Origin of the sequence: Corynebacterium atrinae (assembly GCF_030408455.1) — a bacterium.
Classification (GTDB): domain Bacteria; phylum Actinomycetota; class Actinomycetes; order Mycobacteriales; family Mycobacteriaceae; genus Corynebacterium; species Corynebacterium atrinae.
Genome location: NZ_CP046977.1, coordinates 244018 through 267912, shown reverse-complemented (window position 1 = coordinate 267912; position 23895 = coordinate 244018). Strand labels below are relative to the sequence as shown.

General features: G+C 63.8%; 24 protein-coding genes and 1 tRNA gene. 7 read left to right on the top strand and 18 right to left on the bottom strand.

Annotated features, from left to right (window positions below; translation table 11 throughout):
• Positions 1–6: 6 nt before the first annotated feature.
• The 3 genes from CATRI_RS01385 to CATRI_RS01375 all read left to right on the top strand — a co-directional run bounded on the left by CATRI_RS01385 (position 7) and on the right by CATRI_RS01375 (position 1959).
• Positions 7–846 (top strand): glycosyltransferase, encoded by an 840-nt coding sequence (locus CATRI_RS01385; RefSeq protein WP_290218998.1) that lies wholly within the window; start codon positions 7–9, stop codon positions 844–846.
• A 63-nt stretch (positions 847–909) separates the two neighbouring features.
• Positions 910–1602: a polyprenyl-phospho-N-acetylgalactosaminyl synthase PpgS gene (ppgS, locus tag CATRI_RS01380; RefSeq protein WP_290218996.1), complete on the top strand. Its 693-nt coding sequence runs from the start codon at positions 910–912 to the stop codon at positions 1600–1602.
• Positions 1603–1959, top strand: coding sequence for a DUF2304 domain-containing protein (locus CATRI_RS01375; RefSeq protein WP_290218993.1), 357 nt, complete (start codon positions 1603–1605; stop codon positions 1957–1959). It abuts the gene before it with no gap.
• Between the two features lie 8 nt (positions 1960–1967).
• On the opposite strand, the gene CATRI_RS01370 is transcribed toward CATRI_RS01375, so the two are convergent.
• The 4 genes from CATRI_RS01370 to CATRI_RS01355 all read right to left on the bottom strand — a co-directional run bounded on the left by CATRI_RS01370 (position 1968) and on the right by CATRI_RS01355 (position 5757).
• Positions 1968–2903, bottom strand: a complete 936-nt coding sequence (locus tag CATRI_RS01370) for an NAD-dependent epimerase/dehydratase family protein (protein ID WP_290218991.1) — start codon at positions 2901–2903, stop codon at positions 1968–1970.
• 197 nt (positions 2904–3100) lie between these two features.
• Entirely contained in the window at positions 3101–3730 is a 630-nt protein-coding gene (locus CATRI_RS01365) for an MBL fold metallo-hydrolase (RefSeq protein ID WP_290218989.1), read from the bottom strand.
• Entirely contained in the window at positions 3730–4836 is a 1107-nt protein-coding gene (locus CATRI_RS01360; RefSeq protein WP_290218987.1) for an S-(hydroxymethyl)mycothiol dehydrogenase, read from the bottom strand. The genes CATRI_RS01365 and CATRI_RS01360 overlap by 1 nt, the downstream gene beginning before the upstream one ends.
• Before the next feature lie 69 nt (positions 4837–4905).
• A complete protein-coding gene (locus CATRI_RS01355; RefSeq protein WP_290218985.1) occupies positions 4906–5757 on the bottom strand; it encodes a GDSL-type esterase/lipase family protein in 852 nt (283 codons plus the stop codon).
• A 146-nt stretch (positions 5758–5903) separates the two neighbouring features.
• On the opposite strand from CATRI_RS01355, the gene CATRI_RS01350 reads away from it, so the two are divergent.
• Entirely contained in the window at positions 5904–7553 is a 1650-nt protein-coding gene (locus tag CATRI_RS01350) for an AMP-binding protein (RefSeq protein WP_290218983.1), read from the top strand.
• A 196-nt stretch (positions 7554–7749) separates the two neighbouring features.
• Here CATRI_RS01350 and CATRI_RS01345 read toward each other — a convergent pair.
• Together CATRI_RS01345 and CATRI_RS01340 are read right to left on the bottom strand one after the other, a co-directional pair.
• A tRNA-Thr gene (locus CATRI_RS01345) sits at positions 7750–7825 on the bottom strand.
• 67 nt (positions 7826–7892) lie between these two features.
• Positions 7893–9125: a DNA polymerase III subunit delta' gene (locus CATRI_RS01340; protein ID WP_435384188.1), complete on the bottom strand. Its 1233-nt coding sequence runs from the start codon at positions 9123–9125 to the stop codon at positions 7893–7895.
• 62 nt (positions 9126–9187) lie between these two features.
• On the opposite strand from CATRI_RS01340, the gene CATRI_RS01335 reads away from it, so the two are divergent.
• Positions 9188–10714: an adenylate/guanylate cyclase domain-containing protein gene (locus CATRI_RS01335; protein ID WP_290218980.1), complete on the top strand. Its 1527-nt coding sequence runs from the start codon at positions 9188–9190 to the stop codon at positions 10712–10714.
• Positions 10715–10719: 5 nt separating this feature from the next.
• Here the strand turns inward: CATRI_RS01335 and CATRI_RS01330 are convergent, their stop codons facing one another.
• From CATRI_RS01330 to topA, 3 genes are read right to left on the bottom strand one after another with little or no spacing between them, the layout of a single operon-like run.
• The gene (locus CATRI_RS01330; protein WP_290218979.1) at positions 10720–11427 is read right to left on the bottom strand and encodes a lysoplasmalogenase family protein; all 708 of its coding nucleotides are present in this window, start codon (positions 11425–11427) and stop codon (positions 10720–10722) included.
• Complete coding sequence (locus tag CATRI_RS01325) at positions 11418–12032, bottom strand: lysoplasmalogenase family protein (protein ID WP_290218978.1); 615 nt, start codon at positions 12030–12032, stop codon at positions 11418–11420. Before CATRI_RS01325 ends, CATRI_RS01330 begins: the two co-directional genes overlap by 10 nt.
• Position 12033: 1 nt before the next feature.
• A complete protein-coding gene (gene topA, locus CATRI_RS01320) occupies positions 12034–14961 on the bottom strand; it encodes a type I DNA topoisomerase (protein ID WP_290218977.1) in 2928 nt (975 codons plus the stop codon).
• Between the two features lie 144 nt (positions 14962–15105).
• Here topA and CATRI_RS01315 point away from each other — a divergent pair, with 144 nt between their 5' ends.
• Positions 15106–15735, top strand: coding sequence for a DedA family protein (locus tag CATRI_RS01315; RefSeq protein ID WP_290218976.1), 630 nt, complete (start codon positions 15106–15108; stop codon positions 15733–15735).
• Here the strand turns inward: CATRI_RS01315 and CATRI_RS01310 are convergent.
• On the bottom strand, positions 15727–16404 hold the full coding sequence (locus CATRI_RS01310; protein ID WP_290218975.1) for a hypothetical protein: 678 nt from the start codon (positions 16402–16404) through the stop codon (positions 15727–15729). The genes CATRI_RS01315 and CATRI_RS01310 overlap by 9 nt on opposite strands.
• 317 nt (positions 16405–16721) lie before the next feature.
• Positions 16722–16925, bottom strand: coding sequence for a cold-shock protein (locus CATRI_RS01305; protein ID WP_047252199.1), 204 nt, complete (start codon positions 16923–16925; stop codon positions 16722–16724).
• 270 nt (positions 16926–17195) lie between these two features.
• Between CATRI_RS01305 and CATRI_RS01300 the strand changes: the two genes are divergently transcribed.
• The gene (locus CATRI_RS01300; RefSeq protein ID WP_290218972.1) at positions 17196–19562 is read left to right on the top strand and encodes a DEAD/DEAH box helicase; all 2367 of its coding nucleotides are present in this window, start codon (positions 17196–17198) and stop codon (positions 19560–19562) included.
• Here CATRI_RS01300 and CATRI_RS01295 read toward each other — a convergent pair.
• The 7 genes from CATRI_RS01295 to ssd are packed head-to-tail and all read right to left on the bottom strand — an operon-like array spanning position 19537 to position 23837.
• Positions 19537–19848 carry an Rv3654c family TadE-like protein gene (locus tag CATRI_RS01295; RefSeq protein ID WP_290218970.1) on the bottom strand — a complete coding sequence of 104 codons (312 nt, stop codon included), beginning with the start codon at positions 19846–19848 and terminating at the stop codon, positions 19537–19539. The two genes, CATRI_RS01300 and CATRI_RS01295, sit on opposite strands and share 26 nt — an antisense overlap.
• Positions 19848–20141: a hypothetical protein gene (locus CATRI_RS01290; protein ID WP_290218968.1), complete on the bottom strand. Its 294-nt coding sequence runs from the start codon at positions 20139–20141 to the stop codon at positions 19848–19850. The genes CATRI_RS01295 and CATRI_RS01290 overlap by 1 nt, the downstream gene beginning before the upstream one ends.
• A gap of 2 nt (positions 20142–20143) precedes the next feature.
• Positions 20144–20311, bottom strand: coding sequence for a DUF4244 domain-containing protein (locus CATRI_RS01285; protein ID WP_290218965.1), 168 nt, complete (start codon positions 20309–20311; stop codon positions 20144–20146).
• Between the two features lie 15 nt (positions 20312–20326).
• Positions 20327–20881 carry a type II secretion system F family protein gene (locus tag CATRI_RS01280; protein WP_290218963.1) on the bottom strand — a complete coding sequence of 185 codons (555 nt, stop codon included), beginning with the start codon at positions 20879–20881 and terminating at the stop codon, positions 20327–20329.
• Positions 20878–21651, bottom strand: a complete 774-nt coding sequence (locus CATRI_RS01275; RefSeq protein ID WP_290218962.1) for a type II secretion system F family protein — start codon at positions 21649–21651, stop codon at positions 20878–20880. Before CATRI_RS01275 ends, CATRI_RS01280 begins: the two co-directional genes overlap by 4 nt.
• Positions 21648–22757: a TadA family conjugal transfer-associated ATPase gene (locus CATRI_RS01270; RefSeq protein WP_290218960.1), complete on the bottom strand. Its 1110-nt coding sequence runs from the start codon at positions 22755–22757 to the stop codon at positions 21648–21650. The genes CATRI_RS01275 and CATRI_RS01270 overlap by 4 nt, the downstream gene beginning before the upstream one ends.
• 3 nt (positions 22758–22760) lie before the next feature.
• On the bottom strand, positions 22761–23837 hold the full coding sequence (gene ssd, locus CATRI_RS01265) for a septum site-determining protein Ssd (RefSeq protein WP_290218958.1): 1077 nt from the start codon (positions 23835–23837) through the stop codon (positions 22761–22763).
• Positions 23838–23895: the final 58 nt, after the last annotated feature.

Sequence of the window (23895 nt, the reverse complement as noted above, 5' to 3'; positions counted from 1 at the left end):
TCTCCCATGCCAGAAGTTTCCGTCCTCCTTTCCGTCTACCGTGGCAGCGACCCCACGGAACTGGCTGCCGCCCTGGACAGCCTGTGGGCTCAAACACGACCTGCCGATGAGGTAGTGATGGTGGAAGACGGGCCACTGACAACCGCACTCGAAGAAGTCCTCGACGCCCACGGAGCTGGACATCCTGAGCTGAGGCGCATCCACTTGGCCATCAACAACGGACTGGGCAAAGCCCTGCAAGCAGGGCTAAACACCATTACCACCACCTACGTGGCGCGTCTGGATACCGACGACATCGCCGCCCCAGAACGCTTGGAAACTCAATTGGCTTGGCTGTCCGAACACCCCGACGTGGCCATCTTGGGAACGGCAATGCGTGAATTCGATGATGAAGCCTGGCACGCAACGGGCGACCTCAGCGCCGCGGCTACCAAGACCCGTGCGCTTCCCGAATCGCACGATGCCATCGCCCGCTATGCCCTGCTCAACTCCCCGGTTAACCACCCCTCCGTGATGATGAAAGTGGCCGCCATAAAGTCTGCCGGCGGCTACCGCGACGTCCACCACATGGAGGATTACGACCTCTGGGCGCGGCTGCTCGCCTCCGGGGCTCGCTTCCACAACCTCCCCGAACCACTAACCTACTTCCGTACGTCCGCCGCCCAATTCGAGCGCCGCACCGGCAAGGGAATGTTCGCCGCCGAGAAGCAGATGCAGGACAACCTCGTCCGCTACGGCCTAATCTCCCGGCCGCGCGCGATCCTCAACTTAGGCATTCGCACGGCCTACCGCCTCCTGCCAACCGCGTTGCTCACGAGGGTGTACTCGAAGCTGTTCCACCGCTAGATTTCCCAAATCGCAGGATCCTTGACCCGGCAGATGGGCAATCTGCGGTAGAGTCTCGGAGTTGTGGAGCAATTTCAAGACACCTGGCTGGTCATCCCGTGTTATAGCGAGGGCACCGTGATTCAGGATGTCATCGAGAACGCGCGGAAGACGTTTCCCAACATCGTCGCCGTCAATGACGGCTCCCCCGATGATTCCGCCGAGAAGATCATGGCGGGCGGCGCTCACCTGGTCAATCACCCCGTGAACCTGGGCCAGGGCGCCGGTATTCAGACCGGCATCGAGTACGCACGCAAGCAACCCGGAGCGAAGTACTTTGTCACCTTCGACGCCGACGGGCAACACCAGGTCAAAGATGTGGTCCGCATGGTGGAGCGCCTGCGCACCGAGCCCTTGGACATCGTCGTGGGCACCCGCTTCGGTCGCCCCCGCGCGGCGGACGATCAGGTGCCGTGGATCAAGCGCCTCGTGCTCAAAACCGTTGTCATGCTCTCCCCCACCACGCGCCGCCTCGGACTGTCGGATGCGCATAATGGTCTGCGTGCCTTCAACAAAAAGGTCGCCGACGAAATGAATATCCGCATGAATGGCATGTCCCATGCGTCCGAGATCGTCTCGATGATCTCGGACAAGCACTGGCGCGTGGCCGAGGAGCCAGTCGATATTCTTTACACTGAGTATTCGATGAGCAAGGGCCAATCCCTCATCAACGGCGTGAACATTTTGGCCGACGGCATGCTTTCCAGGAGGCTTTAAGTGTTCTCCACTCTCATCCAAGTCCTGCTTCTTTGCGCCACGGTGGCGTTGGGATTCTACTTCCTCACCAACCGCCGCAAGGCCCGCGCCAAGGCGGGGGTGAAGATCGGCTTCATCGTCTTCATCATCGCCGCGGTTTGGGCTGTCCTGCGCCCGGATGATCTCACCGTCATCGCCAATTGGATCGGCGTGGATCGCGGCACCGACCTGCTGCTGTACGTCCTGGTCATCGCATTCATGTTCACCACGTTGTCCACGTGGATCCGGTTCCGCGAGCAGGAACTGCGCTACGCCCGCCTCGCCCGCGCCGTGGCACTGCAAAATGCGGTGCCCCCCGTTGCGCAGGACGAGGCTTAAGCCACCTGTTAGTGGGTACGGAAGTACTCCACCGTCTGCGCGACACCATCCGCAATCGGGGTCAGGGGCTCCCAACCGAGCACCTCCTGAGCTCGCGCATAGGACAAGGCTGAACGAGGCACGTCGCCTAGGCGAGCCGGAGCGAATTCCGGGTTATCCTCCGCCCCTGCCGCCTGGGCCACGAGCGAGTGCAGCTCCCGGTCAGAGGTTTCCATCGAGGTACCGATGTTGAAGCGCATCCCCGAGCCCTTCTCCCCCGATGCCAGGTAGAAGGCACGCACGACATCGCCGACGAAGACGTAGTCGCGGGTGTTGTTACCCCCGCCAAACACCCGGGTCGGCTCCCCGGCAAGCAGGCGCTGGGAGAAGATGGCTACGACGCCAGCCTCACCGTGAGGATCTTGGCGCGGGCCATAAACGTTGGCGGGCGCGATGTGCGAGCAGTCGACGTCGTAGAGGTGGCGGAAAGTGTTGAGGTAAATTTCCCCCGCCACCTTGCTCGCCGCGTAGGGGGAATGGGGATCCACCGGCACCGACTCATCGACGGGGAACTGATTAGGCATGCCATAAATCGAACCGCCGGAAGAAGTGTGAACCACCTTGCGCACGCCGTGGCGGCGAGCTGCCTCAGCGAGACGAATGGTCGCGAGGATATTCGTCTGCGCATCATGCAGCGGATCCGCAACCGACTCCCGCACATCGATCTGGGCCGCCAGGTGGAAAATCACCTCCGGCTGATGCTTCTCGACGACCGCGTCAAAGTCAACGTCCAGCAGGTCAGCTTCCAAGAAGGTGAGATGCCCGGTCGCCTGCGCCTCTTCCAGGTTGGCGAGCTTGCCGTGGGAGAGATTATCGATGACCACCACGTCGTGGCCCTCCGCAATAAGCAGATCAACCAGGTGGGATCCGATGAAGCCGGCGCCGCCGGTGACAAGAGTGTTCATGCCATCACCCTAACAGCGAGTCAGATTCGAGGGCGTAGTTCCGGTCGCGATCAGGGCGTCGCGATCACGGGGTAGGGTGCCAAAATTCTCTAGAATGCGAAACGCGATTTCCCACGACCTGCGAAAACGCTAGATGCTACCATTCATTCTAGAGAATTTTGGCACTCCAACCGTTCACATCACCACAGGTCTCGCGTCTAGTGACCCCGCCGGATCCACTCTTCGAGGTGCGGGGCCTCCGCGCCGACGGTGGTGTGGTCGCCGTGGCCGGTGCGCACGATCGTCTCGGGCGGTAGATCAAGCACGGAGCGCTGCAGTGACTCGATGATGGTGTCGAAGGAGGAGTAGCTGCGCCCCGTCGCGCCCGGGCCACCCTGGAAGAGGGTGTCTCCGGAGAAGAGCTCTCCAGCCTCGGGGAGGTAGAGGCAACAGGAACCCGGGGAATGACCAGGGGTGTTGAGCACCTGCATGTCGGTGCCTGCGATGTGGAACACCTGGCCGTCGTGCATGGTTTCCGGCTCGAGGCCGGGGTGGGTGTCCTGCCACAGCATGAGATCGCCGGGATGCAGGAGTATCGGGGCGTCGAGACGCTCGGACAGCTCGGGGGCGACGGTGATGTGATCGTTGTGCCCGTGGGTGCACAAGATGCCCTTGACCTTGCGCCTGCCGACCGCCTCGATGATCGGGGCGGCGTCGTGCGCGGCGTCGATAATGTAGACCTCGGAGTCGTCGCCGACGAGCCAGATGTTGTTGTCCACCTGCCATTCGCCGCCGTCGAGGGCGAAGATGCCGGTGGTTTCCACGTGATCAATGCGCAGGGTGCTCATTAGAGGACCACCACCGATCGCAGGACGTCGCCGGCTTTCATGGTGGCGAAGGCCTCCTCGACATCGTTGAGGCCAATCCTCTCGGAGACGAAGTTGCCCAGGGGAAAACGGCCCTGCAGGTGCAGGTCGACGTAGGTGGGAAAGTCACGTTCCGGCAGGCAATCGCCGTACCAGGCCGGACGCACCGAGCCGCCACGGCCGTAGAAATCGATGGCGGGGACGTCGATACGCGAAGTGAGGTTGGGGACGCCGACCATGACCATGCGACCAGCATGGTCGCGGGAGTAGAACGCCTGCTGCCAGGTGGGCATGATGCCCACGGCGTCGATAGTCACATCGGCGCCGAAGCCTCCGGTGAGCTCGCGGACCTTGGCCACGACCCCGTTGTCTTCCCCCTCACCGCTGAAGTCGGAGGAATTGATGGTGTCGGTGGCACCGAACTCCTTCGCCAGCTCCAGCTTGCGGGGATCGATGTCCACGCCGATGATCGTCGTCGCACCCGCCAGCTTCGCACCCGCGATCGCTGCCATGCCGACCCCGCCGAGACCGAAGACCGCCACCGATTCGCCGCGCTGGATATCGGCAGTGTTGACCGCCGCACCCAACCCAGCCATGATGCCGCACCCGAGCAGGCCTGCCGCGGCCGGATCCTCCTCTGGATTGACCTTGGTGCACTGCCCCTCGTGGACAAGGGTTTTCTCCGCGAAAGCCCCGATGCCGAGGGCGGGGCTGAGCTCCGTGCCATCAGTCAGCGTCATCTTTTTCGACGCGTTATGGGTGTTAAAGCAGTACTTCGGCTCACCCTTAAGGCACGCCCGGCACTCACCGCACACTGCGCGCCAGTTGAGGATGACGAAGTCTCCCGGCTGCACGTGGGTGACCTGCTCTCCAACTTCTTCCACCACGCCTGCGGCCTCATGCCCGAGGAGGAAGGGGAACTCGTCAGCGATGTCGCCGTCCCGATACGCCAGGTCCGTATGGCAGACGCCGCACGCCTGAATGGCGACGACGACGTCATGGGGACCCGGATCGGGGATGACAATCTCTGTTGTCTCTACCGCTGCGCCCTTGGTGCGCGCGATGATCCCGGTAACAGTGGTGCTCATCTAGATCAGCTCCTTACGTGGGGTGATTTGAGTAAGACCCCAGGGTACTGATCAATCCGCAGGGTGGGCCTAGGACGCCGCGATGACGTTGGCGACCTTCTCGTGGCCAGCGGAGGTCATGTGGATCGGCATGTTGCCGGAGCCCGCATGGAAGTCAACAAGACCGGCCCAGGTGCGCTGACCATCGGGGGCGCACATGCTGTTTCCCCAGGTGTGCGGCTTCATATCAACGAACTGGGTGCCCGTGGCGCGCGCCAGGTCGGACTGCATGCCTTGGGCGAGGTTTTCCCAGCGGGAGACCTGCGGGGCCGGGGTGCGGTCGTGAATATTGGCACCAACGTGGACGAGGCAGACGTTCCCTCCGTCGGTAATCGCGGAGTAGCCGACGATCTGGATGCGGGCGTTGGGGGCAGCCGACCTAATGCGCTGGACCTGCGGAGCCATGGCGTCTACAAAGCGGGCGCGGATGACCTCGTCCGACTGACCGGAGTTGTTGTAGGTGTCGTTGAAACCCGTGGTAATGATCACGCGGGCCGTCGCCGGGGTCAGCGCGCCGGTGGCGAGCGCACGATCCACTTGGCGGGAGAACTGTGGTCCATTCGAAATGGATGTGGTACCGGCGCAGGAATAATCCCAGGCCGGAAGCCCGAGCTTGTACCCGGCGCGGATACCGTAGTTGTTGGCCGAGGTCGGGCATTCCGCGACGCTGGAGCCATCCGAAGAACCGGAGCTGAGACTACCGATCCGGTTGGCCAAGTACTCCGGCGTCGGAGTGTCGGCGATGATCGAGTCGCCGAAAACCACCAGGTTGCGCTGCTGCGCGTGAGACGCCGGGGCGAAGATCACGCCCGCGAGGAGTATGAGAGCGGCCCCCAGGAGGGCAAAGCGGCGGGCGGTAGTGCCGACGAGTCGGACGGGCATGCGAGGCATCCTTCACGTAATCGAGAGCAGGTAACTTACGTTACCGTAACGTATTTTAAGTCGTTAAACATATAACTAGCGTTACTTAGTACCCACAAACTAGCGTGGTGGAGAGCACATATCCACCTCAAAGGAGCACAACCGACGTGTTTAGCCTTAGCCGCCTCCGCGAATCGGCCTCCACCGCCCGAGCCCTCGGCGAGTTTGTCCCCTCCGTTCTCCGCTCCAGAATCGTCAGCCTTCACGGCAGCGCGGCGACAATACTCTCCACCCCGGCGGTCCTGGCCCGATACTGGTTCACCACCGCCCGCGAGGTAGAGCAAGGCCACATCACGACCCCCCATCGCCTCGCGCTCATCGACGACGACGGCGAGCTCACCTATCGCCAGCTCCGCGACAACTCTCACACCGTCGCCCGCCATCTCCTCAGCCTCGGGCTCGACGAGATCCGCCTCGGAGTCATGGCCCGCAACGGCCGCGGCATCATCTACCCCCTCGCCGCGAAGGGCTACGCCGGCGCCGCTATCTACCTCCTCAACGTCGGCTCCTCCCCCGAGCAGCTCTCCGGCTGCCTGGAGGAAAATGACATCAACGTCCTCGTCATCGACGAGGAATTCGTCGACCGGCTCAACACCTCGCTTATCGACGCCCGCGGCATCCACATCATCATCGCCCACCACACCAGCCCGTCCCCGGCCTACCCCAGCCTCGCCGACATCGTCACTCACCCCTGGGACACCTCCGGTGTTTCCCTGCCCGCCTTCCCCAAGCACGGTCCCATCGTCCTCATGTCCTCCGGGACCTCCGGCATCCCCAAAGGTGTCATCCGCCCCGAGCCTCGCCTGCCTCTCGTGTTGGCCGGCATTTTGAAAAAGATCCCCTGGCGCGCTGATATCCGCCTCCAGCTCCACGCCTCGATCTTCCACACCTGGGGCTGGGGCGCCCTCAACATCGCGTTAGCCGCCCGCGGCACAATAGTTACCCACCGGGTTTTCGACCCCGAACAGGTACTACGCGACATCGATACCCACCAACTCGAGGCCATGGTCACCTCCCCCGTCTTCCTCAAACAAATCCTCGAAGTCGACGACAACGACCGCTACGACACCTCTCACCTCGAATTCATCGTCTCCTCCGGCCACGCTCTCACCCCCCACCTCGTCGAGGAAACTATCGAGCGCTTCGGCCCCATCCTCTGCAACGTTTACGGCTCCACCGAGCTGACGTTGGCTTCCGTCGCCTCCGCCGAAGAAATCGCCGCCGACCCCACCACCTCCGGCGAAATCGCCACCGGCACAACGCTTAAAATCCTCGACGACCACGGCGACGAAGTCCCTACCGGCACCCCGGGCCGCATTTACCTTCGCAACTCCACCACCCTCGTCGGATACTCCAACCCCGACATCCCCATCGACCACGCACACGGCCTCGTCAGCATCGGTGACATCGGCTACCTCGACGACACCGGCCATCTCCGCGTCCTCGGCCGCGCCGACGACATGATCATTGTCGGTGGCGAAAACGTCTATCCCCGCTCCGTCGACAACATTCTCGACGCCCTCCCCGGCATCGCCGACGTCTACTCCGGCGGAGTCCCCGACGACGCCACCTTCCAACGCATCGCCGTCTGGGTCGTCCGCGACGACAACCCCGAGGGCACCGCCCTCACGGACGACGCCATCCGCGCCCACGTCCGCGACAACCTCGCCGAGCACTCCATCCCCCGCGACGTGCACTTCATGGATGAGCTCCCCCGGAACGAAACGGGCAAGGTTGTGCCGCGCCTGCTGCCCTGATGCTAGGCCGTAGCTGGGGCCAGAATCCACCACAGTTCGTGCGGCCCTCCCGAGGGACTTCAAAACCCGCACTTCCTAACAACTCCGGGGTCAATCCCCCTTCCACACCCGCCAAGTTGTTAGGAAGTGCGGGTTTTCGTCGGCTAGGCAGTCACGACGAAACCCCAGGCAGAACCAAGTTCTACCTGGGGTTTTGTGGAGCCGCCTGCGAGAATCGAACTCGCGACCTTTTCATTACGAGTGAAATGCTCTACCGACTGAGCTAAGGCGGCGCGGTGGCGCGCAAGCGTCACCGAGGAGTTAGCTTAGCGCACCCCGAGGGATGGGAAAAATCGCTGCTCAGGAGACTTGGCAGGCTTGGCGGATGCGGCCGATCATGCCGTCGAAGGCGATGACGGGAGTGACGTTGGTGTGGATGTGTTCTCGGCACGCGGCGATGGCGTCCATGCAGGCGACGAGGCCGGGTTCGCTGACTTGCCCAGAGATTTCACGGGAGAGGGGTTCGAAGTCGGGGTGGGTTAGGGGGACGTTAGCTCCGGTGCGGATCATGAGGGCGTCGCGGTAGAGGCCAGTGAGGTCGACGAGGGCGAGGTCGAGGGGGTCGCGCGTGCGGCGGGTTTTGCGGGCCTTTTGTTTCTTTTCCAGGTCCTTAATCATGGAAGCGGAGCCGTCCAAGGCGCGTTGGGTTCCTTTGCCGCGTCCGCCTTTGCCGAGTGCGCGTTCAAGCTCGGCGAGTTCGCGGGCGTTTTCTTCTTCCAGTTCTTCCTTGACCTGCTTTTCTACGGCTCGAATGAACTGGAGGGAGGCTTTGAAGGCTTCGTCGCGGTGGAAGATCAACTCGGAGAGATTGAGGATGCTGGCGCGGCGCTTTTGGTTGTTCGGATCGGTGACGAGTCGGCGGGCGCGTCCGATGTGTCGGAGGGAGGTGACGGCGGCTAGGTGGGCGTCGTCAAGCGATGCACCGGTGTCTTCGGTGAGGATGCGAACGATTTCGTCCACCGAGGGGAACGGGATGTAGAGGTGGCGGCAGCGGGACCGCAATGTCGGGGAGAAGTCTTGGGGGTCGATGGAGGGGGCGCACATGAGGATGACGGTGTGCTCCGGCGGTTCCTCGACGGTTATGAGGAGGGCGTCGGCGGCGGGCTCGGAGAGGCGATCGGCGTCTTCGATGATGATGATGCGCCACGGGGAGATCGTGGGCATGCGGGCGGCTTCCTGGCGGACGCGACGCATGGATTCGATGCTGATTGATAGTTCAGTGGGCACGATGTGAACGACGTCGGTGTGGGCATCGGCGAAGACGTCTCGGCAAGCCTGGCAGCGGCCGCAGCCCAGCTCCGTGGCATCGGTGCACACCAGCGCGGCGGCGAAGGCGACAGCCGCGTTGGAGCGTCCGGAGCCGGGGGGACCAGTGATGACCCAGGAATGAGACATCGCGTGCCCCAGGTCTGTTACCTCACCGCGGGCCTTTGCCCGGGCGGCGCCCGCGGCCTGGAGGACGGTGTCGCGAACGCCTGGGGTATCGGCGAGGCGGTCGGCGACGGAGGAGGGAGAACTATTCACGCGCACCAGCCTATTCACCCTCGCAACGTGCTGCCCGCGTTGGAGTGGTTGGCGGGTTAGAGTTAGAAACCATGAGTCGACTGTTACGAGCCATCAAGTGGCTGTGGGGGACCTCGTGGCCCCTGTATGCCACGCTGGTCTTGGCCTCGAACGTTCTCGGCGCCCTGGCGATCATGCTTTTTATCCGCTTCCTCATCCCCATGCCAGAGGTGCACAACTTCACACATAAGGTCCCTTACATCGAAGCCATCGGGTTGGGGTATTTGGTGTTTGCCGTCGTGGTGGGCATGGCCGCCACCCTGGTGTTGTTCCGCCCGGTGCTGGACTGGCAGCGCCACCCCGAGGCACATGACCCGAATATGGTCCGCAACCTCGTCATGCGCATTCCCGGTTATCAAGCGCTGGTATGCGCTGTCGTGTGGGGAATTGGCATTGCCATTGCGGTGGCTGTCGCCGCGAGTTCGAGTGGGCGTCTGGCACTGGTTATTGGTGTGGCGACGGTGCTGGCTGGCATGGTCGTCGTGCTACTTACGTATCTCGAGGCCGAGCGTCTTGTTCGCCCCATCGCCACCGAGGCGCTGGCGCGTCGTTTCGAGGATTCCACCTTGGAGCCGCCGATTACTCAGCGCCTGCGCTTGACGTGGATCATGACTACGGCGGTGCCGGTCGTCGGAATCCTCCTGTTGGCCCTCGCGCAGCAGGCGGGGTTTTTCATGGGCAACGCCGGTGAGCTCATTCCGGCGATCGTGGCTCTGTCGTTGACGGCGCTAGTCACTGGGTTTGTCGGTACGACCTTCGCCATCATGAGCGTCGTCGACCCCATCCTCGAGCTGCAGGAGGCCATCAATCGGGTCCGACGCGGTGACACCAACGCGGAGGTAGATATTTACGACGGCTCGGAAATGGGTGTCCTGCAGGCCGGCTTCAACGAGATGATGCGTGGACTGAAGGAACGCCAACGTGTGCGCGACATTTTCGGCCGCTACGTCGGCGCGGAGGTAGCCAAGCGCGCGTTAGAGGAGCGTCCCACCCTTGGCGGCGAGGACCGCAAGGTCGCGGTGCTGTTTGTCGACGTCATCGGCTCCACTACCTTCGCCGTCAATCACTCCCCGGAGGAGGTCGTCGAGGAGTTGAACAAGTTCTTCGAGCATGTGGTGAAGGTGGTGCACCGCAACAAGGGCATCATCAACAAGTTCCAGGGCGACGCCGCACTCGCCGTCTTCGGCGCTCCACTACAGCTTTCCGACGCCACGTCCCACGCGCTCACCGCCGCCCGCGAGCTCCGCCAAGAACTCAAGGGCATGACCCTGCAGGCGGGAATCGGCGTCGCTGCCGGCCATGTCGTCGCCGGGCATATTGGCGGCTCGGATCGCTTCGAGTACACCGTCATTGGCGACGCCGTCAACACCGCCGCCCGTCTCACCGAGCTGGCGAAAGACACCGACGGCCGGGTGCTCACCAACGCCACGACACTGCGCGGTGCCAACGAAGCTGAGCAGGCCAGGTGGACGATAATGAAGTCGGTGGAGCTGCGCGGGCGGCGGGAGATGACTCAGCTGGCCCGACCGATCCGCGCCACCATGGCGGACCGTTCCTAACAGGTTTAGTCTCGGGTCAACCCGTCGACGATGAGCAGGTGGCCGATGATCTGCCCGGCCCGCATGGCGGCATCGACTGCTCGATGTGCAGCCGAATCCCCCGTAAGCAGGGTCTCCCGCAGCAACGCCATACCTTCTGCGACCAGCAGCAAGTTTCCCCCATGCCCCAGCCCCTTCGCCGGGGTGCTGCCATCCTGCAGGGCGGGGTCATCGGCCAGGGTGGACGTCGCGCACACGAAAGCTCCAGCGATAGTCGCCGGAGCAATAAGCTCCTTCTTCCGCCAGCTGGCCAGCCCCACGCCGGTGGCCCACGCCGCGGCACGCAGGCCGCTTCTGCTTATCGACGGCCGCGCCCCTCGCCTATGTAGCTCCACCGCGTAGGCCGCGTGGTTCGCCGCAATACCGCACAATCCCCACACCGGTGTCCGGTCCGGCGGGACGAGCTTGGCCCGGTCACCCACCCAGCCGCCCGCCAGTCCGGCCAGCAACACCGGCGACGACCCGTGGCGAAGCACCGAGCCGGCGAGGGCCGGCATCACCACCTGCGTCACCGCCCGATCAGCGCGGGTCCAGCCCAGAAGTTTCGAGATGACGTTGAGCTTTCCCACCCCGAGGTAGACCAGGCGCTCCGGTTCCTCGGTCGCGGCCACCAAGGAGGCGACGAGAGCGTCCACACCCGCGCGGGTATGGCTGACCATGTAGTTCACCGACATGGACCCCAGGATAGGCCGTCGGCGAGGAACTTTTGGGCGAGGACATATGTCACGGCGACGGCGACGTCGACTCCCCTCCCCACCGTGTCATCGGGGAGGTCGAGTTCCGAGCGGGCAAAGATAAGCGCATCGGACAGCAGGAACAGGTTCGCCCCGAGGGCTACTCTCCGGCCCCGCAGTACCGGGTCGGCCGCCAATGCCGAGGTCGCGGCGACCATGCCGCCGTAGCTGAGCACGAGGCTGAGGCGATCGCGGCCCAGCCAGGACACCGCCGCCAGCGGGATGGCGCGCAGCGCCACCGCTCCCAGGCGTGGCCGGGCGCCGCGGTGCCACAGCAACACCTGGTAGGCGCCGTGATTGACGGCGAAGGTGGCTGCGGCGGGGGCGAGGCGGACGTCGTTAAGCAAGATGACATCGCCGACCCACCCTCCTAGCAGGCCGGCCGCAGCGAGCGGGCGTTCCCGGCGCTGGAAGCGCGGGAGGACATCCGCCGCCAGCAGTGGCACGACCAGCGGTTTGGCCACTCGCTGGAGCGTGGGCACGTCGATGGCGCGGGCGAGGACGTAGCCAGCACTGGCCGCCCAGAACGCACTCCGGAAGGACATGTTACTTCTTCCGGGAACCCGCCTTGACCACGCGCTTCGTAGTCTTTTTCACCGTCTTCTTAGCAGCCTTTCGCGTCGTCTTCTTCCGAGCCGGCGCGCCACCATCCGCGGCCTCCTTGGCGCGGCGCTCCGAGAGGAGCTCGTTGGCGCGGGAATCCGTGATCGTCTCCGGGGAATCGCCCTTGCGCAGCGAGGCATTGGTGGTGCCATCGGTGACGTAGGGGCCGAAGCGGCCCTCCTTGACGGACATGGGCTTGCCGGAGACGTCGTTGTCACCGAGTTCCTTGAGCGGCGGCTTCGCGGCGGCCCGGCCCCGGCGCTTGGGCTCGGAGTAGATGCGGCGGGCCTCGTCGAGGGTGACGGTGAAGATCTGCTCTTCGTTGGCCAACGAGCGGGAATCCGTGCCCTTCTTCAGATACGGGCCGTAACGGCCGTTCTGGGCGGTGATGAGCTCGTTATCCGCCGGGTCGACACCGACTTCACGCGGCAGCGACAGCAGCCGGAGGGCATCCTCCAGAGTGACGGAGGCGGGTTCCATCGACTCGAACAGCGAGGCCGTGCCCGGCTTGAGATTCTCCTCGACGAGGGCGTTGATGCGCTTGACCTTCTGCGCGGCCGCCGTCTTGGTGTCCCAATTCTTGGCGCGCTTGCCCTCGGCGGCGCGTTCGGCATCCTCGGCGGCGCGCTCCTGGGCGACGACCTTTTCGGCGGCGGCTTCGGCACGCACGCGTTCGTCGTCACGCATGACCTCGGTGACGTAGGGGCCGTAGCGGCCCTCCTTGACCACGATCATACGGTCGGTGGCGGGGTTAATGCCCAGCTCACGGCCGCCCTGCGGGGTGGAGAAGAGCTTCTCAGCCAGCTCCAGGGTGAGCTCGTCTGGGGTGGTGGTCTCGGGGAGGTTGGCGCGCTGGTACTCCGGCTCGCCATCCTTCTCGCCGACGACGCGCTCGATGTAAGGGCCGTAGCGGCCAACACGAACGTAGACGGGGCGGTCCTCCTCGTCGTCGAACAGCCGCAGCGAGTTCACCGAGCGGGCGTCGATGTGCTCCAGGTTCTCGCCGACCAGGGCTTTCAAGCCGCCGTGGCGAGCGATTGTTTCCGCCATGTTGTCGGAGGCCTCGGCGTTGCCGAAGTAGAAACCGGTCAGCCACTGGGTGCGGTCCTCTTCACCTGCGGCGATGTCGTCGAGCTCATCCTCCATGGAGGAGGTGAAGTCGTAGTCGACGAGCGGCGTGAAGTTGTTCTCCAGGAGCCCGACCACGGCGAAGGCGACCCAGCTGGGCACGAGGGCATTGCCGCGGGGATGGACGTAACCGCGGTCCTGGATCGTCTTGATGATCGACGCATACGTCGACGGACGACCAATCCCGAGCTCTTCCATCTTCTTGACCAGGCTGGCCTCGGTGTACCTGGCCGGCGGGTTCGTCGAGTGCCCGTCGGCGGTGATCTCCGTGGCGGTGAGCGGATCACCCTTGGTCAAGTTAGGCAGGCGCTTCTCAGCATTGTCCGCCACATCCCGGCCGTCCGCCTGGCGCGACGTTTCCACGTAGGCGCGCAGGAAACCGGGGAAGGTGATCGTGCGGCCGGTGGCAGAAAACTCCGTCTCCTGGCCCGTCGTAGCCGTGCCCGCGATGGTCACCTTCAGCGACGTACCCTTGGCATCCGACATTTGGGAGGCAACCGTGCGCTGCCAGATCAGCTCGTAGAGCTTGAACTCCTCCGCGTCGAGGCTGCCATGCAGCTCACCGGGGGTGGCAAAACGCTCGCCCGCGGGACGAATCGCCTCGTGTGCCTCCTGCGAGTTCTTCGACTTACGGTCGTAGCGGCGCGGCGAATCGGCCACGAATGCGTCACCATAAAGCTCCTTGGCCTGCTGGCGAGCCGCCGATAACCCCTGCTCAGACAGCGACGTCGAATCCGTACGCATATACGTAATGTGGCCGTTTTCGTACAGGCGCTGCGCAATACGCATCGTCCGATCCGAGGTGTAATGAAGCTTGCGGCCAGCCTCCTGCTGCAGCGTCGACGTCATAAACGGCGCGTACGGGCGGCGGGTGTACGGCTTTTCCTCCACCGACGACACCTGCATGTGCACGCCCTGGAGGGCATCCACCAAGGCGTCTGCCTGTTGCTTATCGACGACCAGCACCTCACCCTTGAGCCGCCCCCGATCATCGAAGTCACGTCCCTGCGCCACGCGCCGGCCATCAATGGCCGAGAGCTTCGCGGCGAAGTTGCGGGGGTTGTTTGGGTCGGCGTCGGTGTTGCCGGTGTCCAGCTGAGCAGTGAGATCCCAATAGTCTGCCGAGATGAACGCCATGCGCTCACGCTCGCGCTCCACGATGACGCGGGTGGCCACCGACTGCACACGGCCCGCCGACAACCGCGGCATGACCTTCTTCCACAGCACCGGAGACACCTCGTAGCCATAGAGTCGGTCGAGGATGCGGCGGGTCTCCTGCGCATCAACCAGGTTCTCATCAAGCTCACGAGTGTTCTCCGCCGCCGCGAGAATCGCTGGCTTGGTGATCTCGTTGAACACCATGCGACGCACCGGCACCTTCGGCTTCAGCACCTCGAGCAGGTGCCAAGCAATCGCCTCGCCCTCACGGTCGGGGTCTGTGGCCAGCAGCAGCTCATCGCAGTCTTTGAGCTTGGTCTTGAGATCCGCGACCTTCTTCTTCTTGTCCGGGCTGACCACGTAGAGCGGCGCAAAACCGTGCTCCGTGTCCACGCCCAGGCGCGCCCAGGGTTCCTTCTTGAACTTCGCGGGCACGTCAGCCGCACCCCGCGGCAGGTCGCGAATGTGACCCACCGAAGCCTCGACAATGTAGTCGTTGCCTAAGTAGGGCTGGATCTTTCGGGCCTTGGTTGCCGACTCCACAATGACCAGAGTCTTCTTCCCTGATCCCTTCGCTTCTGCCACGGGAGTTGTTCCCTCTCAACTAGATGAGACAATGCATGGTCTACGGCATATGCCGTCCTAGGACAACACCGTACACAGTATTTAATGGCCCTACTGTGGTCAGGTCGAATCAACGTGCACCCGCGTTGACCTACACTCACTAAAATGACCGAGCACATCATCCACTGGGTAGAGACTCTCATGACCATGCCGGTCTTCTATCCCGTCCTCGGACTGCTCGTGTTTATCGACGCCCTCGTCCCCCTCGTCCCCAGCGAATCCATCATCATCCTCTCCGGTTCCTGGGCCGGCAGCCGCGGCGTCCCCAACCTCGGGATCATCATCCCAGTCGCCATCGCCAGCGCCATCATCGGCGACAACCTCTGCTACCTCCTGGGCACCCGCTTCATCGTCTTCGTCGAACGCACCCCCGCCGACTCCGTCCGCGGCAAAGCCATCGCCTGGGTCCGCCGCAACATCCGCCGCCGCGCCGCCACCACCATCATCGTCGCCCGCTTCATCCCCTGGGCCCGCTGGACCACGACGATCATGCTCGGATCCGTCCGCTACCCCTGGCGCTGGTTCTTCCTCTACGACACCATCGGCGTCATCATCTGGGCCACCCAAGCCGCCTTCCTGGGCTACCTCGGCGGCCGACTCTTCCAACACATGCCGCTGCTGGGCATGGTCACCGGAATCACCCTGGGTACCGTCGTGGGCCTGTCCATCCAATTCGCCCAGAAGCGAATCATGGAGTGGAGGGACAAGCGAGCCGGGGTCAGTAGTTCAGCGTGAGGGCGACTGCAGAAGGTAGAACTCCAGCGAACCATCCTCGATGAGCCTTTCCAGATAGGTCTTGGAGTTAAAACAGATTGTTCCCCTAGTGAGATCCACATCGACAGCGACAAACCACTCGCCTGCGACCCAACATGCGCTTGTTCCGCTTTCCGGACTGAAGATTTCCTCCGACGTTTCCCCAACACAGCGGCCGGAAAAATAACGGTAACCATGCTCCGAGGTACGGACTAGGATTTCCTCTCCGGGAATTGGCCCGGGACCATCGTCGCCGTACATGATGAAGTCTGAGTAGCAGATACCCGCCTCTGGCAGGCCAAATACCTGCCGCAGCGGCCACCATTCAGCCAGGTAGAGCATCCCAAAGTAGGGCTCATTGAATCGATGGGTGAGTGCCTCAATTGACCGTTCATCTTCGACGCCGATCGCACTCCAGAAACTCACCCCCAGCGTGAAGTCATTGCCAAGCTCCTCCGCAATATCCTTCCACCGAAATGATTTGTCGCCATTGCGCGCGCAGGGAGGAAGGCAAAGCTGAGCCACGTAAGAGAAATGCGACGTGAGAAAACCCAGATACTCCTCATCATCCAGGCTGTAAGGAAGCGCCGCCGGGACGAGCGGCTCGACGCTCCGCGAAAAATCCCATAGAGGCTCCTTAGCGGGTTCCATGTCACTCATTCGACTCTCCCTACTGGTCTAGCTCGATGCTACCTGCCTCTCAGAGAGCGCCGAAGGTGATCGCGACGCCCTCCTTCCGACTTTTAGCCGATTTTTCGCTGTCCTTCCGAATGCGAACTGGGGTTTTAACAGCCGGTCGCGTTTCGGGTCGCGATCAGCCCGTCGCGATCACCCCACAACGACGAAAATGGCCGCCCCTTCCCGCCTGAGCGGGGGTGGGACGACCATGTCGAACATCAGCTACGTGGCTGAGTTTCCTCTTTAGAGCTTTACCTCTTTGGAGCTGGTGATGCTAGAAGACTGATGGTTTAGAGCGGGCGAACAGCCTGAGCCTGCGGGCCCTTGGCGCCTTCACCGATCTCGAACTCGACCTGCTGGTTCTCCTCGAGGGTACGGAAGCCGTTGCCCTGGATCTCGGAGTAGTGGACGAAGACGTCGGCGGAGCCGTCGTCAGGAGCGATGAAGCCGAAGCCCTTTTCGGCGTTGAACCACTTCACAGTACCCTGTGCCATGTGTATAACCTTTTTCTTGATCTGGGGTGGTACGGACAACGGCATATGCCATAGTCCGGGTCGAAATCGAACCCCCGATTAACCACCAACTCCGAATGGAGAGGTAAATCCCGGGTGCTCGCGTCATAAATCCCTTGCGAGCACGTAAACGTAACGCACAGAAACCGCGACCATGGACTAGTGTGTCACGGATTGGTTGTCCGCGATAGTCTTATCGCGATTCTTCTCGGATTTTCTCGCTCAGCTCCCCACAGAGAGGGGGTAAATCACATGGTCGAAAGTCGCTCTGTGGGGGCTGAACTCTCCGCTACCGTGGTCCGTCGCTTTCCTGCCTCGACGTGCACTTATTCCACGACCGTTGAGGCTCGTCATGCTCGCTTCGCGCCGTGGCCCGCGTGGGTTCATCCCGATCTGCAGATTTTTTTGAATGAGTCGGAGATCACTGACCTATATTCCCACCAGGCTGAGTGCGCGCAGCTTGCGTGGGAGGGGCATGACGTGGTTGTCGCCACCGGTACTTCCTCGGGCAAGTCGCTGGGTTATCAGCTTCCGATCCTCTCTGCGTTGGCAGAGGATCAGACGGCGACTGCTCTTTACCTCACCCCGACAAAGGCCTTGGGTTCTGACCAGCTGGCTGCGGTCTCCCGCCTGACCAAGGCGGTCGACGACCTCCGCTCCGTCCACCCGGCTCCCTATGACGGAGACACTCCCACCGAGGCCCGCGCTGGCATCCGCGACGCCACCCGCTTCGTGTTCACCAACCCAGACATGCTGCACGTGTCCATCCTGGCTCATCACCAGCGGTGGGCCCGGCTGTTGCGCCACTTGAGGTTCATCGTCATCGACGAGTGCCACACCTACCGCGGGGTATTCGGTGCCAATGTTGCGCTCGTGTTGCGCCGCCTATTGCGGATCGCGTCGCACTACGGCTCCCATCCCACCGTCATCTTGGCGTCCGCGACTGCGGCTGATCCCGCTGCGCACGCCGCTAACTTGTTGGGGCGCCCGGTCCGCGCGGTCACCGAAGATGGTGCCCCCACCGGCGAGCGCACCGTCATGCTGTGGGAGCCCGGATTCATCGAGGGCCTGGAGGGTGAGAACGGTGCGCCGGTCCGCCGTGCCGCCACTACCGAGTCGGCGGACATCATGGCCACCCTCGTCGCCGAAGGCGCCCGCACCCTGACGTTTGTGCGTTCGCGCCGCTCCGCAGAACTTGTGGCGCTGCGCACCGCCGAGGATCTCTCCGGAATGGGCCGAAGGGATTTCGCTGCCCGCATCGCGGCCTATCGGGCGGGCTACCTGGCGGAGGATCGACGGCGCCTGGAACGCCAGCTCGATAGTGGCGAACTCCTGGGCGTGTCCACCACCAACGCTTTGGAGTTGGGTATCGACGTCGGGGGGCTCGACGCCGTCGTCACCGCCGGTTTCCCCGGCACGGTGGCGAGCTTCTGGCAACAGGCGGGGCGGGCAGGTCGCCGCGGGCAGGGTTCGCTGGTGGTCCTCGTCGCCCGGGATGAGCCCATGGACACCTACCTCGTCCACCACCCCGAGGCCCTCCTGGGCCGGCCCGTGGAAAACTCCGTGTTTAATCCGCACAACCCGTATGTGTTGTTGGGGCATGTTTATTGCGCGGCCGTCGAGAAGCCGTTGACCCAGCAGGACGTCGACGACTTCGGGGCCCAGCAGGTCGTCGATGACCTCACCACCGCGGGCCTGCTGCGCCGCCGCGCCCGCGGCTGGTTCGCCGTCCCCGTCCTTGACGGCCCGCTCACCCCGGAGTCCGCGCATTCTTCGGTGAGCCTGCGGGGCGGTTCCGGCGAGGAAGTCATGATCGTCGATATGTCCGATGGTCGCCTGTTGGGCACGATCGATTCCGCCCGTGCCCCAGCGCAGGTTCACCCCGGCGCGGTGTACCTGCATCAGGGCGAGAGCTTCGTCATCGACGACCTCGACCTGGACAACTTCGTGGCCTTAGCACGCCCCGAGCAGCCCGACTACACCACGATTGCCCGGACCGAGACCGATATCCGAATTCTCTCCCAGCCCGGCGAGGAGGAGTTGGTCAACTACTCCCCCGGGCTGTGGGTGGCTAACGTCGAGGTCGAAGTCACGGACCGGGTCATCGGCTACATCACCAAACTTCCCGATGGCACCACCGCCGATATCATTCCCCTTGACCTGCCGGAACAGAAGCTGCGCACCCGGGCGGTGTCCTACACCATTGACCCGCTCGCACTGTCCGCGATGGGGGTCACGGCCGGTGACACGCCCGGCACGCTTCACGCGGCCGAGCACGCGGCGATCGGCCTGTTGCCGTTGATCGCCACGTGTGATCGCTGGGACATCGGCGGCGTCTCCACCGCCCTGCACGCGGACACGAACTTGCCCACTGTTTTCGTCTATGACGGACACCCGGGTGGTGCGGGCTTCGCCGATGAAGGCTTCGCCCGCTTCCCCGAGTGGATCGAGGCAACCTTCGAGGCCGTTCGCTCGTGCACGTGCGAATCCGGCTGTCCCTCGTGCGTGCAGTCGCCAAAGTGCGGCAATGGCAACAGCCCATTGGATAAAGCCGGTGCGTTGCGTCTGCTTGGCGCCTTGGTCACCATGACTTCTACACCGGCCCCGCCGTCGCACTAACCTCCCTTCCGCGCACCCGCGCTGTCACGGTGACATCGACTCCCTCGACCGAACAGCTGCTTATCGACGCCCCGTTGTCCCCCGCCACCGCACCCACCACCAGGCAGGCGTCCTCCCCGCGGTAGGCCGCGAAGGCTCCCGCCACCGCCGCCAAATCGGCGGCAACGCGAGCCTCATGGTGAGCGACAACGAGCGAGGAAACGACGATCGTGGCTCCACAAAGGGTGATCAACGCGGCGGCAAAACCGGCGGTGGCGACCGTCGCGTAGCCTTCCTCATTCCTCATCACGGCTGCTCCATGGGAAACACCGCGATATGGCTACGCGTTCCAAAAACTGCGGGAACCCGTGCCGTGGCGGTCACCGTTGCCCCTGATTGGCTGATCGATACCTCGCCGCGTGGAGGAACGTAGTCCACCCCGATGGCATGGGAGCGGGCTGCCGCCCCCGCGAGATCCACCGCGGCGACGTGGGCCGCCATGGTGGCGATTGCTCCCACGATGAGCCCACTCACCAGCACCAAGCTGGAGAGGCCGAGGGCGGCTTCGATGGTGACGGAGCCGCGGTCGTCGAAAAGCATGACTATGGGGTGTTGGACAGGGCGTCAGTGATGATCTTCTCCAGGGCGTTGGCTACTCCACCGGAGCTGACCACCAGGTACAGTGCCGCGGCAAGCGCTGCGGCGCCGAGGCTGCCCATGGCGTATTCAATCGTGCTCATTCCGTCGTCGTTGGTGAGGTTGAGTTTCATGGTTTCTTCTCCTAGTTAGTTGAGGAATTGGGTTCCCAGGCTGATGACCACGGGGGCCAAACCCAGGAGGATAAAGGCGGGCAGGAAACAAAGAGCGAGTGGCAAGGCGATGAGGACGCCGGCTCTCTCGCCACGGGCGGTGGCATCATCGGCGGCTGCTGTGCGTAGTCCGGCGGCGATCCTCTCGCAGGATTGGGCCATCGACGTGCCCGCTTGATGCGACATGCGAGCTAATTCGGCAATGTCCCCCATTCCGGGAATTCCGATTACGTCTGACCAGGCGCGGTCCGTGGGGACCCCGATGGACAGGAGTGCGGCGGTGGTCTCCCAGTGCTCGCGAGTCCGCTCATCGGTCACTACTTGAGCGACCGCGTGGGTAGCGGCGGCGGTGGATAGTCCCGCCCGCAAGCAGGTGGCGAACAGGTCGATGTCGGAGGCGAGCGCCAGGCGATCGATGCCGGCGCTATTGCGCGGGCCGTCGCGGGGATTCTTGCGAGTGTTCGGGCTCAGACGCGACGCCAATCGTGGGAGCGGGATGAGCAGCGCGAGGCCCAGGAAGATGAGGCTCATGCGGCCGCACTCCGCAGGATCGTGCGCGACCAGATGAACCCAGTGGAGGTAAGACCTACGCCTGCCAGCAGCAAGATGCCCCCGAGCCCACCGCCGAGGAGAAACCCAAGGGGATTCGCTCCCATCGCCGATCCCATGGCGATGCCCGCCAGGGGCAAGGCGGTGAGGATGACGGCGGTGGCTTGGGGACCTTGCAGGGTGGCGGTGGTGGCGTTGCGGTGACGGACTCTCGTATCGATGCGCGCCTGCGCCTGTTCCACCAGCGGCGCCAATGGCAGCCCGTGCCGATCCGCCAGTTGCCACAAGGTAGCCAGGCCGTGCAGTTCGGGGAGGCGTCGTTCGGCGGCGAGGACCCCGGCACCGGATCCTCCTCGGGAGGCGAGTCCGGCTGCGGCGCGCAGCGTGTTTGTGAGCTCTGCTGGGGCGGTGCCTGACATCGCCTCGACGGATGTGGTCATCGCCGCCGAGACTTCCGCCCCCGCTCGGAGGTGACTCGCGAGGTGCCCAAGGAAGGTGGCCGTGGCAGTTTCTCGGCGCGCCGTGTCCCGTCCACGGCGGATATCTCGCAGCGTCCAGGCGACGGTGGTGGCAGCGATGATGGCGGCCGCTGCCGCGGTGAGTCGATCCATGAGCAAGACGGTGACGCCGCCCGATGCCAACACGATGCCAACGAGGGGGTGCACTCGAAGCTTCTCGGCCCCTAGCAGGCGTCGCGCCGGTTGGGAACCGTTGATCACCAGGGCGCAGGCGATCAAGAGGAGGGCATTCATGGTGCGGGCCTCCCCGCTTCCCAGGTCACATGGGCGGCGACCGGCACGCCCTCCAGCGTGCCAATCTGGTGAACCTGGCGGGTGCCATCCGCTTCCCGCTTCATCACGATGACGACATCCACCGCCGCCGCCAGCTGGGAATGCAACGCTGCTCGGTCGAGTCCGCCCAGGGCGGCGAGAGCTTCCAACCGGGCGGGGACCTCTGCCAGGGAGTTGGCGTGGATCGTGCCTGCCCCGCCGTTATGACCGGTATTGAGGGCTGCCAGGAGATCGACCACTTCTGGCCCGCGGATTTCCCCGACGACGATGCGGTCGGGGCGCATGCGCAGTGCTTGGCGCAGCAGATCAGCCATGGTAATTTCCCCGGAACCTTCGATGTTGCAGGCACGGGCCACGAGGTTGAGCACGTGAGGATGGGGAGGGCGCAGTTCCGCTGTGTCCTCGATGCACACGATCCGCTCGCGATGGTCCACCTCTGCCAGTAGGGCAGAGAGCATGGTGGTCTTTCCCGAGCCGGTGCCGCCGACGACGAGGAAGGAACGTCGCTCACGGATGATCTCGCGCAGGAGTTCGGCAATGCCCGGGGTCACCGTGCCGCGGTGAATCAACTCCGTCAAGGTGGTCTGCGCCGGCCGTAACACTCTCAAACTCAGGCACGGAGAATCTTGCGCCGGCGGGGAGAGAACAGCATGAACGCGGATGATGCTGCCATCATCTCGAGCGAGGCGACCGTCAACATAGGGCTGGGCATCATCCAATCGGCGGCCGCACGCAACGGCCAAGCGAGAGGCCAATTGCCGAATGGCTGCCCGATCAGCGAACATGGCATCGGATTCTTCCAGGCCCGCCCCGCGATCGAAGAAAACCTGGTTCGGGGCATTGACCACGATGTCGGTGACCCCGTCGATGAGCAGAAGGGGTTCCAGCGCGCCAATCCCCGCAGAGTCGTTTCGCAGACGGCGTAGGAGTTCGAGGACATCACCATCCGAAATCACTCCGGCTTCCTGACGAATGATCCTGGCTAGTTCGCCAGCATCCCCGACGATTTCTGGGTGGTCGGCAATACGCCGATGGACGTTTTCCAGCACTGCTTCTGTTCGCGCCATTGCCTAGTATCCCGCTTCAATAAGGACGGCATCTGCCGCCGCAGCCAGCGGCCGTGGCAAGTGCGACGGCAAGCCACTGAGTTCCACTGTGCGGGCCAACCGGCTGATGGTGCCCAGCTCCGCAATGACCTCGCAGCCAGTCAGCTTTTCCAAGTCCTCCGCACTGAGTCCCGACCAGGCGCGGTGGCGAGCCAAGAGAACAATGCCCGTCCGCGTGAGGCGCAGATCTTTGGCCAAGCTCGCGGCCGCAGCCGCGGGTCGTACCTCCGCGGGCACAAGGAGAACGACAAGGTCGCAGGCTTCGAAGACCGTATGGTCGGCGCCGTGCGGCAAATCTAGGACGGTAAGGCCGCTGCCCGCACGCAAACTCTCCACCACGGGGAGGAAGGACTCCGCATTTAACTTGAAGGGATCAGCGACAGTGGAGCGAGCCGCGGAGAGGATGGCGATGCCATCGCTCGTGGCAGGAAGGGCGGCCCGTAGGTCCGCCGCCGATACGGCCCCTTCTCCTAGACCCAAGTCTGGCCACCGCGCACCCGGCGTCTCCTCCACCCCGACGAGGAGATCGAGGCCGCCCGAGTTGGGGCAGCCATCCACCACCGTGACCTCCACATCGCAGCGACGAGCGCGCCGAGCCACCGCGGCCGCCAGGGTGGAGGTTCCGGCTCCCCCGGCGGCACCCACGATGGCGATAATCTTCCCGGAGGCGTAATCACTCTGGCGCGGAGAACGGGAGGCCGTGGTGGTGCGGGGAGTGGACATGTGCCCCAGTTCTCGCAGTAGCTCCGGCGCCTGGGCTGGCAGCACCAGCGCTTGTTCGGCATGGCAGGAAAGCGCGGCCTGCCAATCGATCGGCCCAGGGTCGGACGCCAAGAAATACACCGATTCCCGTCGCGGCAGGCTGGCCAGGTGCGGGGCGGTGACCGAGTCAACGAAGATAGCCCGGGCGCGGCTGTGCAGGCGACTGATTTCCCTTGGATCTACGCTGTCAACCAGCGGATAGCCGGTAGCAGCAGCCACATGAGTGGCCTCTGGGTGCAGAACCGGGTCACCAACTGCAACGAGGATGAGTTCCTTCATGGCACTCAGCTTGGTGCCTGACACCCCGCCCAACAATGGGCGTCGCCCCAGGCTGTGG

What these genes read in the sequence shown, in the direction of transcription:
- CATRI_RS01335 (WP_290218980.1), top strand. Translation starts at nt 9,188, where the DNA reads ATGAGTCGACTGTTACGAGCCATCAAGTGGCTGTGGGGGACCTCGTGG.
- CATRI_RS01330 (WP_290218979.1), bottom strand. Translation starts at nt 11,427, where the DNA reads ATGTCGGTGAACTACATGGTCAGCCATACCCGCGCGGGTGTGGACGCT.
- CATRI_RS01355 (WP_290218985.1), bottom strand. Translation starts at nt 5,757, where the DNA reads ATGCCCGTCCGACTCGTCGGCACTACCGCCCGCCGCTTTGCCCTCCTG.
- CATRI_RS01360 (WP_290218987.1), bottom strand. Translation starts at nt 4,836, where the DNA reads ATGAGCACCACTGTTACCGGGATCATCGCGCGCACCAAGGGCGCAGCG.
- CATRI_RS01310 (WP_290218975.1), bottom strand. Translation starts at nt 16,404, where the DNA reads ATGGAACCCGCTAAGGAGCCTCTATGGGATTTTTCGCGGAGCGTCGAG.
- ssd (WP_290218958.1), bottom strand. Translation starts at nt 23,837, where the DNA reads ATGAAGGAACTCATCCTCGTTGCAGTTGGTGACCCGGTTCTGCACCCA.
- CATRI_RS01385 (WP_290218998.1), top strand. Translation starts at nt 7, where the DNA reads ATGCCAGAAGTTTCCGTCCTCCTTTCCGTCTACCGTGGCAGCGACCCC.
- CATRI_RS01285 (WP_290218965.1), bottom strand. Translation starts at nt 20,311, where the DNA reads ATGAAACTCAACCTCACCAACGACGACGGAATGAGCACGATTGAATAC.
- CATRI_RS01370 (WP_290218991.1), bottom strand. Translation starts at nt 2,903, where the DNA reads ATGAACACTCTTGTCACCGGCGGCGCCGGCTTCATCGGATCCCACCTG.
- CATRI_RS01325 (WP_290218978.1), bottom strand. Translation starts at nt 12,032, where the DNA reads ATGTCCTTCCGGAGTGCGTTCTGGGCGGCCAGTGCTGGCTACGTCCTC.
- CATRI_RS01300 (WP_290218972.1), top strand. Translation starts at nt 17,196, where the DNA reads ATGGTCGAAAGTCGCTCTGTGGGGGCTGAACTCTCCGCTACCGTGGTC.
- CATRI_RS01295 (WP_290218970.1), bottom strand. Translation starts at nt 19,848, where the DNA reads ATGAGGAATGAGGAAGGCTACGCGACGGTCGCCACCGCCGGTTTTGCC.
- CATRI_RS01365 (WP_290218989.1), bottom strand. Translation starts at nt 3,730, where the DNA reads ATGAGCACCCTGCGCATTGATCACGTGGAAACCACCGGCATCTTCGCC.
- CATRI_RS01280 (WP_290218963.1), bottom strand. Translation starts at nt 20,881, where the DNA reads ATGAGCCTCATCTTCCTGGGCCTCGCGCTGCTCATCCCGCTCCCACGA.
- CATRI_RS01315 (WP_290218976.1), top strand. Translation starts at nt 15,106, where the DNA reads ATGACCGAGCACATCATCCACTGGGTAGAGACTCTCATGACCATGCCG.
- CATRI_RS01305 (WP_047252199.1), bottom strand. Translation starts at nt 16,925, where the DNA reads ATGGCACAGGGTACTGTGAAGTGGTTCAACGCCGAAAAGGGCTTCGGC.
- CATRI_RS01275 (WP_290218962.1), bottom strand. Translation starts at nt 21,651, where the DNA reads ATGAATGCCCTCCTCTTGATCGCCTGCGCCCTGGTGATCAACGGTTCC.
- CATRI_RS01270 (WP_290218960.1), bottom strand. Translation starts at nt 22,757, where the DNA reads ATGGCGCGAACAGAAGCAGTGCTGGAAAACGTCCATCGGCGTATTGCC.
- CATRI_RS01290 (WP_290218968.1), bottom strand. Translation starts at nt 20,141, where the DNA reads ATGCTTTTCGACGACCGCGGCTCCGTCACCATCGAAGCCGCCCTCGGC.